Origin of the sequence: Paenibacillus pinihumi DSM 23905 = JCM 16419 (assembly GCF_000422505.1) — a bacterium.
Taxonomy (GTDB): Bacteria; Bacillota; Bacilli; order Paenibacillales; family Paenibacillaceae; genus Paenibacillus_D; species Paenibacillus_D pinihumi.
Map to the genome: position 1 here is coordinate 165,523 of NZ_AULX01000019.1, position 20,011 is coordinate 185,533.

At 46.8% G+C, this 20,011-nt stretch carries 9 protein-coding genes; 8 read left to right on the plus strand and 1 reads right to left on the minus strand.

What is annotated here, in order from left to right; translation table 11 throughout:
* The first annotated feature begins 8 nt into the window (after positions 1 to 8).
* From H583_RS31990 to H583_RS32000, 6 genes are all read left to right on the plus strand, one after another.
* Positions 9 to 11,063, plus strand: coding sequence for a non-ribosomal peptide synthetase (locus H583_RS31990; protein ID WP_051236041.1), 11,055 nt, complete (start codon positions 9 to 11; stop codon positions 11,061 to 11,063).
* Positions 11,060 to 12,346 (plus strand): MFS transporter, encoded by a 1,287-nt coding sequence (locus H583_RS31995; protein ID WP_051236043.1) that lies wholly within the window; start codon positions 11,060 to 11,062, stop codon positions 12,344 to 12,346. Before H583_RS31990 ends, H583_RS31995 begins: the two co-directional genes overlap by 4 nt.
* 42 nt (positions 12,347 to 12,388) lie before the next feature.
* Positions 12,389 to 13,648, plus strand: a complete 1,260-nt coding sequence (ectB, locus tag H583_RS0105635; RefSeq protein ID WP_028559622.1) for a diaminobutyrate--2-oxoglutarate transaminase — start codon at positions 12,389 to 12,391, stop codon at positions 13,646 to 13,648.
* Positions 13,649 to 14,028: 380 nt separating this feature from the next.
* On the plus strand, positions 14,029 to 15,210 hold the full coding sequence (locus H583_RS0105640; RefSeq protein ID WP_036708564.1) for an FAD-dependent oxidoreductase: 1,182 nt from the start codon (positions 14,029 to 14,031) through the stop codon (positions 15,208 to 15,210).
* Between the two features lie 40 nt (positions 15,211 to 15,250).
* Positions 15,251 to 15,946: a TetR/AcrR family transcriptional regulator gene (locus tag H583_RS0105645; RefSeq protein WP_028559624.1), complete on the plus strand. Its 696-nt coding sequence runs from the start codon at positions 15,251 to 15,253 to the stop codon at positions 15,944 to 15,946.
* Between the two features lie 209 nt (positions 15,947 to 16,155).
* Entirely contained in the window at positions 16,156 to 16,461 is a 306-nt protein-coding gene (locus H583_RS32000) for a copper amine oxidase N-terminal domain-containing protein (protein WP_161631189.1), read from the plus strand.
* Between the two features lie 156 nt (positions 16,462 to 16,617).
* Here H583_RS32000 and H583_RS32005 read toward each other — a convergent pair whose 3' ends face one another.
* Positions 16,618 to 16,884, minus strand: a complete 267-nt coding sequence (locus H583_RS32005) for a hypothetical protein (RefSeq protein ID WP_051236045.1) — start codon at positions 16,882 to 16,884, stop codon at positions 16,618 to 16,620.
* A 362-nt stretch (positions 16,885 to 17,246) separates the two neighbouring features.
* On the opposite strand from H583_RS32005, the gene H583_RS0105660 reads away from it, so the two are divergent.
* Positions 17,247 to 17,558, plus strand: coding sequence for a YbjQ family protein (locus H583_RS0105660; RefSeq protein WP_028559626.1), 312 nt, complete (start codon positions 17,247 to 17,249; stop codon positions 17,556 to 17,558).
* 50 nt (positions 17,559 to 17,608) lie between these two features.
* A complete protein-coding gene (locus tag H583_RS0105665) occupies positions 17,609 to 19,945 on the plus strand; it encodes a M13-type metalloendopeptidase (protein ID WP_028559627.1) in 2,337 nt (778 codons plus the stop codon).
* Positions 19,946 to 20,011 lie beyond the last annotated feature (66 nt).

Below are 20,011 nucleotides of genomic sequence, written 5' to 3' on the forward strand. Positions count from 1 at the left end.
AGATGGTCATGAACGAAAAGCTGTCGATCGGGGGGATATACAACTTAACGCCAATGCAAGAGGGAATGCTGTTTCATACCTATTTAAACCCGGAGTCTGCCGCATATTTTGAACAGTTTTCCTGCACCGTTTCGGGGCAGCTGGATGTTGGGTTGTTGGAAAGCAGTTTTAATGCTCTGATCGAAAAGTACGATGTGTTAAGACTGAACTTCCTCCATGAAAATATGAAAAACCCGAAGCAGATCGTATTCAAAAAAAGAGCCATGTCCGTCTTCTACGAGAACTTATCCCATCTGGATGAAGCGGAGCAGGTGCAATATATACAACGCTTTGTCCAAGCCGACCAGAAGAAAGGCTTCGACCTGGCCAAGGAAATGCTGCTGCGCGCAGCCGTTCTGCAAATGGATGATCACCGGTATAAGCTGATTTGGAGCTACCATCATATCATTATGGACGGCTGGTGTTTAAAAACGATTGTGCAGGAACTGTTTGGGGTCTATGGAGCGCTAAGTAAAGGGGAAGCTGTGGAATTGGATGAGGCTCCTCCGTTTGCGAGCTATATTCAGTGGCTGGATCGGCAAAACCGTGATGAAGCCCGAAACTACTGGGCCGATTATTTGCAGGACTATGACTCCACAATTGAGCTGCCGTCCTTCGGCATGAGACCTGGGGGCATTATTAAGACTCCTGACGGCAAGGCTAGCTCCAGCCGTGGCTTGCAGCAGCAAGAGGAGCATCTTCCGGTCGATTGCAGTTATTTAATAAGCGAGGAGACGACGCTCAGGCTTGAACAGCTCGCCAGGGCGAATCAAGTGACCTTGAATACAGTTCTTCAGTCGGCATGGGCTCTGTTGCTGGGCCGCTATAACGGAACCGAGGATGTGGTCTTCGGTTCCGTCACCTCCGGCCGTCCGGCCGAAGTGGAAGGTGTCGAGGAAATGGTCGGGCTGTTTATTAACACGGTTCCGATCCGGGTCACCTTTGGCGGCGACCAATCGTTCTCTTCTTTAATACAACAAGTCCAACAAATCTCTCTGGAAACGCAAAACTATGATTTTTATCCGCTTGCAGAAATTCAGAACCTTTCAACTATGAAGCGAAATCTAATCAATCATATTTATGCTTTTCAAAATTACCCGGTCAGCGCTGATCCGGTGGATGAATCGGAGCCGCCCTTTTCCATTACCGAGCTCGAGGATTTTGAACAGACGCATTATGATTTCAACCTGATCCTGATGCCTCACGAAGGGCTCAAGGTCAAATTCAAGTACAATGCGGCCCGGTATGATTCATCGGCAATGGATCGGCTGTTCGAGCATTATGAGCACGTGCTGAGTCAAATTAGCCGGAATCCGAATGTGCGGATTCGAGAGATTTCGATCATAACAGACAATGAAAGCCGGAAAATACGGCATCAATTTAACGATACAGCGGGCGAGTACCCCCGGGATCAAACCATTGTACAATTGTTCGAACGGCAGGCTGGACGAGTTCCGTCCCATACTGCACTTGTTCATAAGGATGTCAGGATGACCTATGGGGAACTCAACGTGAAGGTGAATCGGCTTGCATCCAGGCTGAGAAGAAGAGGAGTCGGCCCCGGACAGATTGTCGGTTTAATCGGTGACCGTACCGCTGAAACGGTGGTGGGGATGCTGGGTATTTTGAAGGCAGGCGGAGCTTATTTGCCTATTGATCCGGAATATCCGGCGGACCGTATGGAATATATGCTGTATGACAGTCAAGCAAAGTGGATCGTTACTCCGAAATGCTATGAGGATATCCGGGTTGGCGGCATCGAAATGATTATCCTTGATGAGGAAGAACGGGAAGAAGACTTGCCGCCAATTTCGCAGCTGCCAAGTGATGAGCTCCCGGCTTCAAATGCTTTGACGCCATCAAGCCTGGCATATGTGATGTACACTTCCGGTTCCACGGGGCGGCCCAAGGGAGTGATGGTTCAGCATCGAAACGTGGTACGCCTTGTCCAAAATACGAACTACGTTCCTTTTCAGCAAGGGGACCGAATTCTGCAGACGGGAGCTCCCGTGTTTGATGCCTGTACGTTTGAGATATGGGGTGCACTATTAAACGGGTTGGAGCTCTATATGATCGACAAGGAATCCATCTTGGATGCAGGGCAACTGGGCAAGGCGCTGCGTGATTATGGTATCACGACGTTGTGGATGACCGCCCCGTTATTCAATCAGCTGGCCCAGCAGCAGCCGGCATTATTCCGCCCGGTACGCCACTTGATCATTGGAGGAGACGTCCTTTCACCCAAGCATATCCAACTCGTAGCGGAGCATTGCGAGAAGACAACGATGATAAACGGATATGGTCCGACTGAAAATACTACCTTTTCAACATGCCATACTATCCGCTCGTATGAAGAGACAAACATTCCGATCGGCGGGCCAATTGCCCATTCGACAGTTTATGTCGTCGATATGTACGGCCATTTATCCCCTATCGGCGTTCCGGGTGAACTGTGGGTTGGCGGTGACGGTGTGGCCTTGGGTTATATCAACAATGAGGCATTAACATCAGAAAAGTTCATGAATAACCCATTTGCGGACGGGGATCGAATATACCGTACAGGTGATGCCGTACGCTGGCTTCCGGACGGAGCTGTTGAATTCATTGGCCGGCTTGATCAGCAAGTGAAGATCAGGGGATTCCGCGTCGAAATCGGGGAAATTGAGACCCGAATTCAACTGCATGAAGGTGTAAAGGAAGCGGCGGTCAAAATTTGGGATAAGGGCGAAAGCAACAAGTCTTTATGTGCTTATGTTGTATGTGGCGATAGCTTGAGCGCAGCGGACTTAAAAGAATATTTGTCCCGCAGTATTCCCGATTACATGATTCCGACCAATTGGACATTCATGGACCAGCTGCCGCTTAATCCAAATGGGAAGGTGCACCGTCAGGCATTGCCTGAACCCGAGTGGAGCATCACCTATAATGACGGGACTTTTGTTGAGCCCCGGAATGAATCCGAACAGAAATTGGCTGAGATTTGGAGCTCTATTCTGGCTGTGTCCACGATTGGGGCGTACGACCATTTCTTTGATTTAGGCGGGCATTCCTTAACTGCCTTGAAGCTCATCACGGAAGTGAAGAAGCAGTTTCAAATTCAGCTTCCTCTGCAAGATGTGTTCAATACGCCTGTGCTCTCAGATATGGCGGCTCTGATCAGCGGAAACGAGGAAACGGATTATTCCGCAATAGAACCTGCTCCGGCGGCGGAATTTTATCCGGTGTCGTCCTCGCAAAAAAGACTGTTTATTTTAAATGGAATGGCAGGAATGGATACCGCATATAACATGCCGTTTGTTATGCGGCTGGAAGGATGTCTTGATGTTAAGCGTTTGGAGCTTGCTTTTCAAACGCTGATCTCACGTCATGAATCATTGCGAACCTCCTTTGATTTCATGAAGGGCGAGCCGATTCAGCGGGTGCATGAGAACGTGTCTTTTGCCATAAAGCATTTGGAAGCTCATCCCGGTCAGAGCGTGGAGGAAATCGTGGATTCGTTCGTCGCACCGTTTGAGCTTGGCTCAGCTCCTTTACTTCGGGCTGGATGTGCCAAGCTGAAGGAAGAGCAGCATGTCTTAATTATCGATATTCATCATATCGTTGCCGACGGTTCCTCCATCGCCCTGATCGTAAAAGAATTCAGCGATCTGTACAACAGCGGTGCAGATCGTTCTGATAACGGGGATGGGCTTGGCTCACAAGCTCAGCGAATCCAATACAAGGATTATGCCGTATGGCAAAATACACAACTCGGTTCCGGATTGTTGCAGCAGCAGGAACGCTTCTGGCTTGAACAATTTGCTGATGAACCTCCTGTGCTTAATTTGCTGACAGATTACCCTCGTCCGCAAATCCAGAACTTTGAAGGAGCAGTAGTCTCCGTGGATATTGACCGGGAGCTGTCATCCCAGTTAAAGCAACTGGCAAATGACACGGGAGCGACCTTATATATGGTACTGTTTGCCGCCTACAGCATTCTGCTGGGCAAATATGCCTCACAAGAGGATATCGTCATCGGCTCCCCGACAGCCGGCAGATCCCATGCGGATGTGCTTCAAACGATCGGCATGTTTGTCAATACGCTCGCTATACGCGTGAAGCCGGAAGCGAATAAGTCGTTTGCAGCTTTCGTGAATGAGGTGAAGCAAAGCGCACTTCAAGCTTTCGAGCATCAAGACTACCCGTATGGAGAACTTGTCGAGAAGCTCAGGTTAAGGCGGGATTTGAGCCGCAATCCGCTATTCGATACGGTGTTCACACTGCAGAACATCGATATCCAAGAGGCTGCGCTAAACGGACTCACTGTTCAATCCAGTTCTTGGGATGGCCGGATGTCCAAATTTGATTTGACATTAACGGTTATAGAGAAGGATCAAGGAATGGTCGTCGATGCAGAATTTGCGGTCAAACTGTTCAAGCCCGAAACGATAACTCGTATGCTGAAGCATTTTGTCGAGGTTTTGCGTGCAATTGCCGGGAATGGACAGATCAAGCTGTCAGATATCGAGTTGTTGTCTGCTGAGGAACGCGACCAGGTACTAATTCATTTCAATGGTTCAAAGCAGAATTTTGAGCAGCATCGTACGGCTCATGAATTATTTGCTGAGCAGGCCTCGCGAACGCCGGAGCATATTGCGGTCGTATTCAAAGACCGGCAGCTGACTTACCGGGAATTGGACAAGCAAGCGGACCGGCTTGCTTTTATTTTGCAAGAAAAAGGCGTCAAGGCTGGACAAGTTACGGCGATTCTAATCGAGCATTCGATCGAGATGATCGTTGCTGTACTGGGTGTGTTGAAGGCGGGAGGTGCATATGTTCCGATTGACCATGAATATCCGGAGGATCGGATCGCTTATATTTTGGAGGATAGCGGGGCTGGTTTGCTGCTTACCAAAAATAGTTTGATGCCTTCAAGGGGCTGGAAGATCGAAAACATAGACCTGGAAGAAATACTGGCGTTGCCGGCAGATTTCCAAGTTGGGAAGCCGCTGTCACCGGTACATTGCTCCTCATCAGACCTGGCCTATATGATTTACACCTCCGGTTCCACAGGCAAGCCGAAAGGGGTCATGATCGAGCATCGCTCCTTACTGAATATGACGAGGTGGTATCAAACCTATTATAAGCTGACAACAGAAGACAAATGTACAAAGTATGCGGGATTTGGTTTTGATGCTTCTGTATGGGAGATTTTCCCTGCTCTATTATCAGGCAGCGAGCTTCATATTATACCGGATGAAATTCGATATGATGTGCATCAATTGGCGGATTATTATAATAACCGGCATATTACCGTCAGTTTCTTGCCTACAGCGGTTTGCGAGCAATTTTGCCAGCTTGATAACGATTCGCTGCGCGTTTTGATTACCGGAGGGGATAAACTCAGAACATATCGCTTTGGGTCCTACGAAATCGTCAATAACTATGGCCCGACGGAGAATACGATTGTAACTACGGCATTTAAGGTGAATGGGGAATACGACAATATTCCGATCGGTAAACCAATCGACAATGTGCGGGTTTATATTCTTGATCCGAATAATAAGCTTCTCCCTGTAGGGGTTCCGGGAGAGCTGTGCATAGCGGGGGACAGCTTGGCACGGGGATATATGAATCGCCCTGACCTGACGGCGGAGAAGTTTACGACGGATCCCTTCTATCCAGGCGAGAGGATGTATAAAACCGGGGATTTGGCGAGATGGCTACCGGAAGGTATCCTGGAATATTTGGGCCGGATGGATGAACAGGTCAAAATCCGCGGATATCGTATCGAATTGGGTGAAATTGAAAATGTCCTTCTGAAACAGGCAGGAATCCGTGAGGCAGTTGTCACGGTCGTGGAGAATTTGAAACAAGAAAAGGAACTTTGTGCTTATGTTTCGGCGTCCCGCAAGTTCTCGGTAAGGGAAATGCGAGAGTGTCTGGCTTTGGAGCTGCCGGAATATATGCTCCCCGTCCACTATGTATTTCTGGATAAATTGCCGTTGACCGCGAACGGGAAAGTGGATCGCCGCGCATTGCCTGAGCCCGATTTTGCTTTCGCAGCTGCAGCTAACTATGTTCCGCCGCGCAGTGAAATGGAGCAGCGGCTGGCGGAGCTCTGGTCAGAGGTGCTCAGTGCTTCTCCTATTGGGGCATACAGCCATTTCTTCGAACAGGGCGGACATTCCTTGAAAGCCGCAACGCTGACGGCCCATATTCGAGAAGCTTTTCATGTCGATTTTCCGATAAGCGGAATCTTTCAATATCCGGTTCTGGAACAAATGGCGGCAAGTATCGATGCACTCGAACGGACGCGATACTCCTTGATCGAACGTGTACCCGACCAGGAGTACTATCCAGTTTCGTCAGCACAGAAGCGTTTGCTTATTCTAAATGAGCTCGAAGGGGCCGGTCTAACTTATAATATGCCTTTTGTTATGCAGATATCAGGAAATATAGACCGTTTCCGGTTACAGCAGGCGTTTGATGGTCTGATTCGCAGACATGAAGCGCTTAGAACTTCTTTTGATATGAGAGAGGGAGAGTTGGTTCAAATCGTGTATCCGGAAGTCTCATTTGCGATTGGGCAGATAGAGTTAGCGGATGATTCGAGCCAAATAAAGAAAGCCGTCCAGCAATTTGTCCAGCCTTTTCACTTGCAGGAAGCGCCGTTAATTCGCGCGAGCCTGGCCAGTCTGCGGACGGACAAGCATATTTTAATGATTGATCTTCATCATACGGTTTCAGACGGGGCTTCGGTTCGCCTTCTGGTCGAAGAGCTCGGTTGGTTATACAACGGCGAACAGCTCGCTGAAACGGCAACACGGATCGAATATAAGGATTATGCGGCATGGCAAAGTAAAATGCATCAGACGGAAGCGTATGAGAAGCAAGAGCAATATTGGCTCGAACGCTTCTCGGGAGAATTGCCTGTGCTAACTCTCCCGGCAGATTACCAGCGGCCGCTAATGCAGAGCTTCGAAGGGGATGCTTTCTCTGTTGTAATCGATATTGATTTGAGCTCCCGGATTCGAGAGGCGGTTGCCGAAACGGGAACTACATTGTATATGTTCCTTCTTGCCGGGTACAACATTCTCTTGTCAAAATATGCGAATCAGGAGGATATCATCGTAGGCACCCCGACGGCGGGAAGATGGCAGAAAGAACTGGAGACCGTCGTAGGCATGTTCGTGAATACCCTTGCGATTCGGAACCGGCCTGAAGGGGAAAAACGATTCAGGGTCTTCTTGGAGGAAGTTAAGGAGCATTCGTTGCAAGCGTTTGAAAATCAGATGGTCCAGTACGAGGATTTGCTCGATAAGTTGGACATCAAGCGGGATGTAAGCCGAAATCCATTGTTCGATACGATGTTTGCTGTGGATAATGTCGGCATTGAGGAAATTCGGATGGATGATCTGCACATTGAGCCGTACCCGTTCGATAACGGCGCATCCAAATTCGATTTGATGCTTACGGCGTCCGAAGAAGGTTCGCATATCCGCTTGGACGTTGAATATGCAGTGAAACTGTTCCGTAAAGGTACGGTCGAGCGCATGATTGCCCATTATGTTCAAATATTGCAAACCGTGGCGGCAAACTTGGAAATACTGCTGTCGGACATCGGATTGTTGCTGGAGGAAGAACGGCGCCAGATCATTGTGGATTTCAACAGCACAACAACAAATTATCCCCGTCAAACGATACATGAACTGTTCGAGGAGCAGGCGGCCCGGCATGCGGAGAGAATTGCGGTTGTATGTGACGGCATAGAGTTGACGTACGGCAAATTAAATGCCAAGGCCAATCAGCTTGCCAAAGTTTTGCGGGACAAAGGCATCGGTCCGGACAGGGTCGTTGCGATCATGGGAGACCGTAGCTTGGAAATGATTATAGGCATGCTTGCCATTTTAAAAGCAGGAGGCGCCTATCTCCCTATTGACCCGGATTATCCGAAAGATCGGATTGAATATTTCTTTAACAATAGCGGGGCCAAATTGCTGCTCGTCGGGAACGGCCATGCGGACAGAGCGATGGATGGCGTGGAAACTATTGTGATCGATCACCGGCAGCTGGGTGACGATGATGCGCCTAATCTTCACCATGAGACAACCACCAGTCATCTCGCCTATGTCATGTATACATCAGGATCAACCGGATTGCCGAAAGGGGTCATGGTCGAACATCTCGGTGTTGCCAGACTGGTCAGAAATACGAATTATGTGCGTTTTACTAAAGATGACCGTGTATTGCAAACGGCAGCTCCTGTATTTGATGTCAGCGTATTTGATATTTGGGGTGCTTTGCTGAACGGAGCGCAGTTGTACTTGGTCGATAAATTTACGCTGCTTGATTCGGACAGGCTTGAATCCGTACTGCGGCAGCATCGCATAACGGCTTTATGGTTAACATCGCCGCTCTTCACTCAGTTCGCTCAGCAAAAGCCGGATATGTTCCGCACCGTAAACTATCTGATCGTCGGCGGAGATGTTCTCTCACCGAAGCATATTCAGCTCGTAAGGGAACACTGCAAACATTTAACCGTGGTAAACGGGTACGGACCGACAGAGAATACTTCATTTTCCTGCTGCTTCATCATCGAAGAGGCTTACGAGAAAAGTGTGCCGATCGGGCCGCCGATCAGCAATTCAACGGCATATATCGTTGATAGATACGGAAATTTGAACCCTATCGGTGTTCCTGGTGAACTATGGGTCGGCGGAGACGGCGTTGCTCGGGGATACATGAAAAATGAAGAGTTAACGAGGGAGAAGTTCATTCCGAATCCCTTTGTTCCGGGTGACCGGATTTATCGGACAGGGGATGCGGCGAAATGGCTCCCGGACGGATCCATTGAGTTTATTGGCAGAATCGATAACCAGGTTAAAATCAGGGGCTTTCGTGTCGAAATCGGAGAGATTGAAAATGTTCTGCTCAGCCATCCGGCGATCAAAGAGGCGGTTATTCTCGTAAAGCACGACGAGGAATCAAACAAGTTCCTCTGTGCTTATGTTGTGGCTGATGTGGAATTGACCTTTCAATCCCTCAAGGAATTCCTGACTCAGCAGCTTCCTGATTACATGATTCCGTCCGTATTTATTTTCATGGAGCAGCTTCCGTTGAACATCAACGGCAAAGTCGATCGAAAAGCACTCCCTGAGCCGGAGTATCACGGATCGGAAGCAGAATATACTCCGCCAAGAGATGAGACGGAGAACACCATCGTGCAGGTTTGGTCGGAAATTCTGGGAATTGATCAAATCAGCGTGCATAGCAATTTCTTTGAGCTTGGGGGACATTCCTTAAAGGCCATGCAAATGGTATCGAAGCTCTCTGGCACCGGGTGGGATATAAGCATAAACCAAGTGTTTGCCCATCAAACCCCTGCCGAACTGGCGGCTTATGCGAACCGGTTCAAAACGGCTGCTACGGAGGAACGCATTGCTGATATATCGAGGGCTGAACAGTTGCTAAGCTCCCGCCTGCAGCGGACCTGTAAATGGCAGACCTGTTTCGCTCCGGACACAGAATTTATCGTTGTTCACATAACCGGCATTAATGAGACATTGAAGCATGAAGCGGAATGTTTAATCGCCCAACATCTGGACGAGCGTATTCACCCGCATTATTTGATCGATGCGAACGAACAGCTTCATTTACAGCAGGAAGAAGGAGAGGCTTGGGTTGATCGTATGCTTGATTCGGTCGCACGGATGCAGGAGTCGTATGCTGGCGGGATCACGAGTCGACAGGTTGCTAAAGAATACCCCCTTTCCCCTTCCCAGATGTATCATTTCATTCATAAAGACGTATCGGGGACGATGGTGAAATGGAATAAGGTGATTCAACCGCAGTTGCTGCAGCAGGTGATCGGGCAAATTGTATCTGTAGAGGAAGTGATGCGCAGTGTATTAGTTGAAGAGAAGGAAGCCCGGAAGGAATACTGGCGGCTTCATGAATCTCCGGAGCAACTCGAACTGCCTGTGATCGACATATCTCATTACGAACGGAGAACGCAGGTGAATATCCTGAGATCACTTATGGACAAGTTCTTTATTAAGCCGTATACGGAACAGGATCCATTAATGTATCGTGTGCTGTTGGTCAAACAAAACGTGAAGGAATATGTACTGCTGCTTCCGTTCTCGCATACGATTTTTGATTATATGAGTAATGAAGTACTTCGTAATCAAGTTCTTGAGGGCTATGAGCTATTGAGCCAAGGGAGAGTTTTTGAGCCGAAACGAACCAATACCTATACCGATTTCATAGCGCAAATTACCAAAGGTCCTGAAGGAATCTCGCCACAACGATTCAAGGAGTTGTTCGACCTTCCATCCTTCGGAACAGCTGCAAGAGAGGTTATCGCAAAAATGCAGAAACGGGGCATCAGTTCTCCTGCGGAGATCACGATCATCAACCATAGCATGCGTCTGGAACTGCCGCTGGGGCAGGACAATGATCCGGAGGTTAGATGGGGGATCGCTGTCGGCATCTTTGCAGAGTTCTTCGGCGCGTATTTGGATATGCAGCAAATCCCGGCATGGATGACCCATTTCGGAAGGCAGTATGAAGATAAAACCTATTTTGACATCGTTGGCGAATGTATCGACTATATTCCGATGCTGTTGAAGCGCGAACAAGATATGAACACACAGAGCGAAATGATCAGACAAAAACTGCAAACCGCCTTGGACCACAATATCCATTTTGCGAACCTGATGTATAACGAGTCGGCAGATTCATCCTTTATGGAAGAAAGAGATAGTCTGGCAACCGTATTTGAGGAGATGCCTATCAATTTCAACTATCTCGGTGATCTTAGTGAAGAAGCTGACTTGGACTATCTGGATGCAGAAGGCGTGAATTGCGATGATCCGAATCGAATTTTGTTTATGACGTGGTGCAGGGGAGATCAAATTCATATTACGCTTGTGATCCCTGTAGTGGAGAATAAAGAGTCGATACGCAGCAAGCTTGATGAAGCGGCACGGAAACAAATGAAGAACTATCATGCTCCACCACTGAAAGGTGCAAATATATGAGGGACGCCAGAAATATTGTTATCTTCAGTTTGAGCAGATTAATCACAGAGCTGGGAACATCCATTTTTCGCTTTGCTCTTAGTCTTTATATTTTGGATCTTACCGGATCAGCGAGCATGTTTGCTCTTGTGTTGAGTTTTACTTATATCCCGGGTATTTTCGTGAACATTTTCGCCGGTGTTTTTGTGGATCGCAGCAAAAATAAAAAGCGGATTATGGTTGTTTCCGATTTTCTCAGCGGCACTTCGATCTTAATGTTAATGCTCATGTTTCAGTTTTATCATGACAGCATTTGGCTGTTTGTCGTTTATGCGATGATCATGAGTGCACTTCAGGCGTTGTTTACATTAACGTTAAATTCTTCTGTTCCTGACATTGTTGCCCCTGAGCGGGTAGCTACGGTCAATTCCAGCAACCAGAGCATCGGAGCCCTGATTAGTATATTGGGGCCGGTGATCGGTGCTGCAGCCTATATTAAATTCGGGCTGGAGCAAATTTTCTTAATCGAGGGATTCGCGTTCATTCTTTCCGCATTTCTCAATATGTTTTTGCAATTCTCTAAACGCCAAGGGCAGATGGAAGAGCATAAACCTTACTTGGAAAGCGTGAAAGAAGTTTACCGGTATATTCAGCGGCGCGCTGCAATAAAGTATTTGCTGGCCATTTTTGTTGTCGTTAACTTTGTGATTGCGCCGGCTGTTTCTCTCATCTTGCCTTTTATCGTCTATCAGGCTCTGGATATGACGCCGCAGCAGTTGTCCTATATTGAAGCAGCGCTTGCGGCAGGCATTATCATTGGAGCCATAGTAGTGTCAGTACCTTCCGTTAATCGCTTTATCACTAATAAGATTTTCATTTTAATCCAGCTGCAAGCGTTGATGATCATTTTATGGATGTTTCCGGAATGGTCGATCTTTGATACGAGCACCAAGGTTATGCTGATGGTCGGATACATGATCGTCTTGTCACTTACGGGAGTTTTCACCACGATGGGCAATATACCCATGCTCTCTTATGTACAGATTCACACTCCTGAGCAAATAAGAGCTAGCATTTTAGGGGTGGTAAGCACGGTTACTACTATTGCGGTCCCTGTTGGAATGTTGGTTTATGGTGCTTTGTTGGAGATGATGAATTGGTATTATATTACGGTAATTTCAGGAATAGGCCTGCTCGTTGTCGGTTTTATAGCTCATCGCAACCGCGAGCTCAGAGAGTTTTTTACCCTGGGCAGCGAGGCGGAGCCGGAGCCTGTAAGAAGTTTTGAAGCACACGAAGCCTGACACTCTATTCAAATGATAAAGACAAAGGAGGATTAATTAAAGATGAATACGTTCGAAGTTTTGGAGTCCAATGTCAGGTCTTATTGCAGAAGTTTTCCGGTTGTATTCGATAAAGCTAAGGGAGATCAGTTGTATGCGGATACCGGGGAAGCTTATATCGATTTTTTTGCGGGGGCGGGAGCCCTTAACTACGGACATAACAATAAGTTTATGAAGTCCAGAATTCTGGAATACGTATCCCAGGACCGGATAATGCATGGACTCGACATGTATACGAAGGCAAAAGAAGAATTTATTCTTTCATTCTCAGAGCATATCCTCAAACCCCAAGCTTTGGATTATAAACTGCAATTTTGCGGACCGACGGGTACTAATGCGGTGGAAGCCGCGTTGAAACTGGCCCGAAAGGTTAAGGGCAGAAGCGGAATTTTTGCTTTCATGGGCGGATTCCATGGGATGTCGCTGGGAAGTCTGTCGATCACAAGCAACATATCGATGCGCGAAAGTGCCGGGATACCGCTCAATAATGTGACTTTTATTCCCTATGGGCAGTCGTTTGGAGGATTGGACACAATCCGTTACATGGAGCAAATCCTCTCCGATACGCATTCCGGGATCGAGAAGCCTGCAGCGATTATATTGGAAACCGTTCAGGCGGAAGGCGGAATAAACGTGGCTGAAACTGGATGGCTGCAAAACTTGCGCCAGCTTTGTGATGATCACGATATTTTAATGATTATCGACGATATTCAGGTCGGCTGCGGCAGAACCGGTCCATTTTTCTCATTTGAGCGTGCGGGGATTGTGCCGGATATCGTGATATTATCCAAATCGATTAGCGGGTATGGCTTGCCGATGTCTTTATTGCTGATCAAACCGGAGTTGGATATTTGGAATCCTGGAGAGCACAATGGGACATTTAGGGGCAATCAATTAGCTTTTGTCACGGCTAAGGCGGCACTGGAATTCAGAACAGCGGAGAGTCTTGGCGATCAGGTACGGGAGAAAGAGGCTTTTATTAAACACTACCTGGAAAGTGAGATTTGGCCGCTAGATCCCGAACTGCGAATTCGGGGGATTGGGTTGATTTGGGGAATTGATGTCGCTCATCTGGGACAGGAGGCCGCTAAAGAGATCGTCTCGAATTGTTTCAGGAACGGGCTCATTCTGGAAAGAGCCGGCCGCAACGATACAGTCATTAAGATCATGCCTCCTTTGACGATCAGCATAGACAATTTGAAGTCAGGCTGCGATACGATTAAAGAAAGCATTCGTCAAGTTTGCCCTACGTATATTTTTTGAATATAAAATAAACCGGGACCAGACCATGAAGGTTCAATAAGTCGCCCGGGTAAAGATAAACTAAGTGAGGGGGTAAATTGCTGCAGGACAATCCGGAAGCTTGATCTCCGTTTAGCAGATTGATTGCCTACGGGCATTAGAAAATCACCGGTATTGAATAATTTAAAATAACGAGCATGAAGGAGCCTTGAGCTCCTTTTTGCTTTTTTTCTCAGATATCCTGTTAAGCTGAACCATATCACAAGTAATGGTAAGTTATTCTAAATCATATATCATAACGAACATAGTTCTTTACGAACAGTGTTCGTTATGATATAAATGAGTTGTAGACAAAATTACGAATTGGCGAGTTATTACTTAAATAGAAGGGGATGTGCAAGATGACTACAGGATCTAAAGAACAAAAAAGAATTGCAATTATCGGAGCAGGGCCAGGGGGATTAACCCTTGCCTTAATTTTGCAGCGGCACGGCATACAATCCGTTGTATATGAGCGGGAGCTGCATGACCAGAGTCATGAAAGGGGCGGCTCCTTGGATCTTCATGAAGAATCCGGTCAGAAGGCGCTTAAAGAAGCAGGGCTTTATGACAAGTTTCAAACCCTTGCCCGCTATGAGGGGGAGGATTTCCGGGTACTTGATAAATCCGGCAACATTTATATAGATGATGAAGCTGATACAGAGCCAGATGGAGCAGGGGCACGCCCGGAGATTGACCGTGGTGTTCTGTGTGATCTGTTGTTGCAAGAAATTCATGCGGATACCATCAAATACGGATATAAACTCGATAAGGCGGTTACGCTAGAAAACGGCATGACTGAGCTTCAATTCGAAAATGGCTTTGTAGATACGGTCCACCTGGTGATTGGCTCAGATGGAGCATTTTCCCGTGTACGTCCGCTGCTTACGGATATCGATGTCGAATACTCGGGTTTGACTATGATTGAATTGAACATCCTGAATGCAGCAGCGAATTACCCGGAATTAGCCGCGTTTAACAAACGGGGCAAGATGTTCGGCCTGGATGATCATAAAGCGATTATTGGCCAAGTCAATGGAGATGGACGCATTAAGGTCTATGCGGCATTCAGGATAGAGAAAGACTGGCTGGAGACAAGCGGGATTCCGTTCAATCAGCCTAAAGAGGCCAAGGAGCGGCTGCTTGACATCTTTCAGGATTGGGACGAGCAGCTCAAAGATTATATCCGTTTCGCAGAAGACGCCTTATTGCCAAGACGCATCTACATGCTGCCGATCGGGTTCCAGTGGAACCGCAATCCGGGAGTCACGCTGATCGGGGATGCTGCCCATGTCATGTCGCCATTCGCGGGTGAAGGGGTGAACATGGCGATGTTCGATGCACTGGAGCTGGCACTTGCCATTGCCCGGCATAATGATGACTTCAGCAAAGCCATTGAAGAATATGAGGAAATCATGTATGCAAGTTCATCGGAGAAGGCCAGGGATTCGGATTACAGCTTAAAGCTCTGCTTTTCCGACAATGCCGCTGCCAACCTGGCGGAATTCATGAGTTCCATCATCGATCAGCACAACCGGCAATAAACATGTTGAATTTCTTGCCCTGCTATATTATAAAGAGAATATGAAAAATTCTAATCGAGTTATCGTTAGTCGTCGTGACCGTCCGGCCAAAGAGCCGCTCAGCCGTGAACTCATCGTCCAAACTGCCTATGAGCTTCTTAAGGAACAAGGCATGAAGGGCATGAGTATGCGCAAAATCGCCAAGGAACTGGATACAGGACCCTCTTCCTTGTACGTCTACGTCAATAATCTTGAGGATTTAAACTCTTACGTTCAGGACTTCGGCCTTGGATGCCTCATATTGCCTGATGCCGAAAATGGCTCATGGAAGGAGCGATTATTCGGGGCCCTGACCGCATATTTCCTTTTGCTAGTTGAGCAGCCGGGACTCGCGGAAATTTCGTTCTCTACTATTCCAAAGGGAGACAAATATATGGAGCTCATCGAATATATTCTTGCCGCGCTGCTTGAAGGCGGAGCCGGATCGAAATCTGCAGCATGGGGAACAGATCTTATGTTGTTATATGTGACTTCATTGGCATACGAAAAGCATTCCTGGAAAAAGCATGATGCCGCGAAGTTGTCGGATATCAAACAAGCCTTTAGCAATGCGGACTCTGTTCGATTTCCTTTCATTCATAGCCTGAGTGAAGAGTTATTCTCAGGAGATACTGTCGTCATGGAACGGTTCCGGTGGGGGCTTGAAGTGCTGTTGCAGGGCATTAAACTGGACCCCATAAATAACAGGCAAACATGAAAGCAGCCGATTGCTATCGGTTGCTTTTTTTGTACTTCTATTCGGAATAGCCGATTCCACGATTTTTCCGCATTCCGTCCAAAGTATTGCCGAAATTGGATAGTACAATAAATGATGTAAGGCCAATAAAAAAACAGTCGAATTGAACGAAAGCTCACCTGGAGCGAAATTATGTAATGAAAGCCATAAAATCAAAGGAGCTGATAGCATTGAAAAAAGTAATTCTTGCCCTCTCACTCGGTCTGCTGATTGGATCGGCAACAACGGCTGTAGCCGCAACAAACAAGACGGTGCAGGCGACGGTTTCGAAGTTTGTTATTAAGGTTAATGGGGCCGAGAAGACGCTGAAGAACTCGCCTATCGTTGTGGACGGCACAACTTATCTTCCACTCCGCGATGTCGCAGGGCTGCTTGGTGCCGAAGTCAAATATGATGGTAAAGCCAAAACGATTGAGTTGCAAACACCTGTTGCCATTGATAAAAGTGATCAGAAGAATATGGCAGGACTTAATTAGCATGAAATATAGAAGAGAGTAATGGTCTTATCCCCTTACGGTAACCGTAAAAAGAACCCATGCCATGATGGATTCAACACTGCCCGACGTAAGGGGATATTCCAGTTATCCCCTCTTACACCTCGCATGCCCTCAAATCCCTAAGCTGATAAAAAATTATGAGTCCAACATAAGCAGAATTTTAAATCTGTTTCTGCTTTCTTCCATAACATCAAAATCCCCGTTAGACATGGACCAAAAAAGACTTACACCATTCGAGATATAACAAAGTGTCCGGTGTATTTCTTTTGCTGGTGCCATGTTTTTAATTAGTCCTTCTTCTTGAGCACGTTGAATCAATGTGATAATGATATCTCCGACAACTGATTGCTCTGGAGCCAGTATCTCATTGCGGAGTGTGACCCTGTAAAATTCTTGCGTCAATTCGAACCCTGCACGAACAATATGTTTGAAGCGCACCCCCTAAAGCAGACATTGGTAAAACCCCAGGGTAAAACCGATGAATTCTTTGCGGGGTGCATTTTCACCTTTTAAAGGGATTTTCATATGCCTGGCGCACTCTTTATCTCCCTCTCCCAAAAGATTTCCGAGAGACGTTTAGTCGGTAGTGCTTCCGCTACATGAACAGAACCTTAATAACAGGGTGCAAAATTTAGCTGATGTTCAGCAATTCATTTAGGCTCTGTTTCAATGGCTTTGGTAGGATAGGAAATAAGGAATCTAATACAAGCATCTCCCAGGAGGCTCTTGGATAATAAATCTATTTATTTCGAGGAGGAAGACCCATGATTGTTACTACAACAGCAATCGTTGAAGGCTCCCCGGTCAGGCAGTACATCGGCGTTGCCACCGGTGAAGTCATTATGGCCGCTAATGTCGGGAGAGATATTATGGCTTCATTTAGAGATATTGTGGGCGGGCGATCGAAGGCCTATGAAACCAAGCTAAAGGAAGCAAGAGACGAAGCCTTTAAAGAAATGTCACAGCAAGCTTCGCAGATGGGAGCCAATGCGATTATCGGTGTCGATATCAATTACGAGGTTGTCCGCCAGGGCATGCTCATGGTCGCTGTCAGCGGAACGGCTGTCATTATCTAAACCGTTCAGTCCAATTACTTTATCATTTCAATAGAAGGAGCTTATGCCAGATGAAAAAACTTAGCGCTTCATTATTGTCCATATGCCTGCTTACATCGGTCGTCTCTTCTGTTCATGCAGCGGATAATGCCTTGTCCGTGTGGCAAAATGGCCAGCAAATTCAGTTCAGCAAGTCTGGACCTGTCATGGAAAAAGGGGTGACACTCGTCCCGATGCGTACGCTTCTCGAGAAGCTGGGTGTCCAAATGAAATGGGATGAAGCGACCCGTACCGTCAGCGGTACAAAAGAAGGCCTCTCCTTATCCCTCAAAATTGGCAGCACGAATGCAACTGTAAACGGCAAAACAATCAAACTGGATGCAGCGCCAAAGCAAATCAAAAATGAAACGTATGTGCCGCTCCGGTTTGTCGCGGAAACGATTGGCTACAAAGTTGCCTGGAATCCATCGCTGCGCCAGGTTAACCTAACCTTAAAGCAGCCGGGCAATGAAGTTGTAAAAACCAGGCTGCAAGACGATTTTTATGAAGCTGTAAATGCAAAGTGGCTTGCGTCCACGGAAATTTCAGCAGGTAAAGTAATAGCAGGCGGCTTTAGCGACCTCGATGCTAGCGTGAAAAAGCAGCTTTCGCAGGATATGGCGAAAATGGCAGCCGCGGGACGCGACAAAACAGACGACGAGATCGGCAACATGATTAAATTTTATAAACTGGCTGCTGACCGGGATAAACTCTCCAAGCAAGGATATGAAGCCATAAGAGCGGACATCGAAAAAATTAAATCGATCAACAGCTTGGCGGATTTTGCAAAAAATCAAAAAGAACTCTATTTTAGAGGGCTATCTTTGCCATTTACTTTTTATAACTTGTCTGACATGAAGGATGCAACGAAAGAAATTCTATACATGAATTCTCCTAAACCGCCATTTGATAAGAGCATCTATGCACCTGACAATCCTAATGGCCAAGCAGTGTTAGGGGGATACAAAAATATGCTGGCGGATCTGCTTGTGATGGTTGGGGAAACAAAAGAAGAAGCAATCCGTATTGCCGGTCAAGCTGTAGATTTTGAACAGGAATTTGCGCAGTATATCATGTCCGCAGAAGATTCAAATAACGTGGAGTCGTTTTATAATCCAAAAACAGCGGAAGAGCTGAAGCCCTATAGTAAAGAGATTGATTTTGAAAAATTTGTCGCAGATGTTACCGGCAAAAAACTAAAAACGGTATCCCTCATGAAATTGGATTATTTTGAAAACATGGATACGTTTTTGAATGAGAAAAATTGGGATAAAATAAAGAGCTGGACATACGCAAACTTTGTATTCAAGTCCGCACCTATGCTATCCGATGAGTTCATTGCAAAATCGACCCAACTCAGCAGAGCAATGAGTGGTCAAGAAAAATTGCCGCCAACAGAAGACACGATTTACAATATCGTAAATGCTGCTTTCGAAAATGTAGCAGGAAACTATTATGGCCAGACATACCTCGGAAAAGAAGCCAAACAGGATGTTACGCGCATGGCTGAAGAAATGGTTGAGAGTTTCCGGAACAGACTGCAAAAAAATGACTGGCTGTCGGAAAAAACCAAGACAGCAGCGCTTAAAAAACTGGATGCCATGAAGATCCACATTGGCTATCCGGACAAGCTGGATGGCATGTACGCGTTGTTAAAGGTGGATGAGAATAAGTCTCTGTATGAGAATAATCGCTCCATCCAAACGGTAATTGAGAAAAATAGGTTTGCAAAACTTGATCAAACGATTAACCGGGACGAATGGAGAACGCCTGGACATACTGCGAATGCCAACTATCAATATCTCACCAACACGATGACGTTCCCGGCTGCGGCTCTTCAGGCTCCATTTTATGATAAAAATAAAAGCGCGAGTTGGAATTATGGTGGCATAGGTGCGGTTATCGGACACGAAATCTCCCACGCTTTTGATACAAATGGGGCCAAATATGATGAGGTTGGAAACAAGGTCAATTGGTGGTCAGAAGAAGACTACAAGAAATTCGAAGAAAAAGCCCAGGCTTTTGTTGAGCAATATAACAAAGCCGAGTATATAGGCCGAAAAGTTAATGGGCAGAGAACCGTGCCGGAAAATATTGCAGATATTGGCGGACTGAATGTTGCGCTTGAATTGGCAAAACAACAGCCGGATGCCAATCTGGAAGATTTCTATACATCATGGGCTACGATTTGGAGACATAAGGCCCTGGCCGAAATTGACCAATACCTGCTGCTGGTCGATCCGAATCCGCCAAGTAAAATCAGGGTAAATGCGGTTGTTGCGAACAGCGATGATTTCTACTCCACATTCGGCGTGAAAAAGGGCGACAAAATGTACATTGCCCCGGAGGATAGAATTACGCTTTGGTAAACGATTATAGGGCCAAATAAAAGCTGAAGATTCAAAAATATAGTTGATCTGTAAGGAGCTATACCA

Excerpts from the sequence above, each read along its gene's own strand:
- H583_RS31990 (WP_051236041.1), top strand. The coding sequence starts at position 9 with ATGAACGAAAAGCTGTCGATCGGGGGGATATACAACTTAACGCCAATG.
- H583_RS31995 (WP_051236043.1), top strand. The coding sequence starts at position 11,060 with ATGAGGGACGCCAGAAATATTGTTATCTTCAGTTTGAGCAGATTAATC.
- ectB (WP_028559622.1), top strand. The coding sequence starts at position 12,389 with ATGAATACGTTCGAAGTTTTGGAGTCCAATGTCAGGTCTTATTGCAGA.
- H583_RS0105640 (WP_036708564.1), top strand. The coding sequence starts at position 14,029 with ATGACTACAGGATCTAAAGAACAAAAAAGAATTGCAATTATCGGAGCA.
- H583_RS0105645 (WP_028559624.1), top strand. The coding sequence starts at position 15,251 with ATGAAAAATTCTAATCGAGTTATCGTTAGTCGTCGTGACCGTCCGGCC.
- H583_RS0105660 (WP_028559626.1), top strand. The coding sequence starts at position 17,247 with ATGATTGTTACTACAACAGCAATCGTTGAAGGCTCCCCGGTCAGGCAG.
- H583_RS0105665 (WP_028559627.1), top strand. The coding sequence starts at position 17,609 with ATGAAAAAACTTAGCGCTTCATTATTGTCCATATGCCTGCTTACATCG.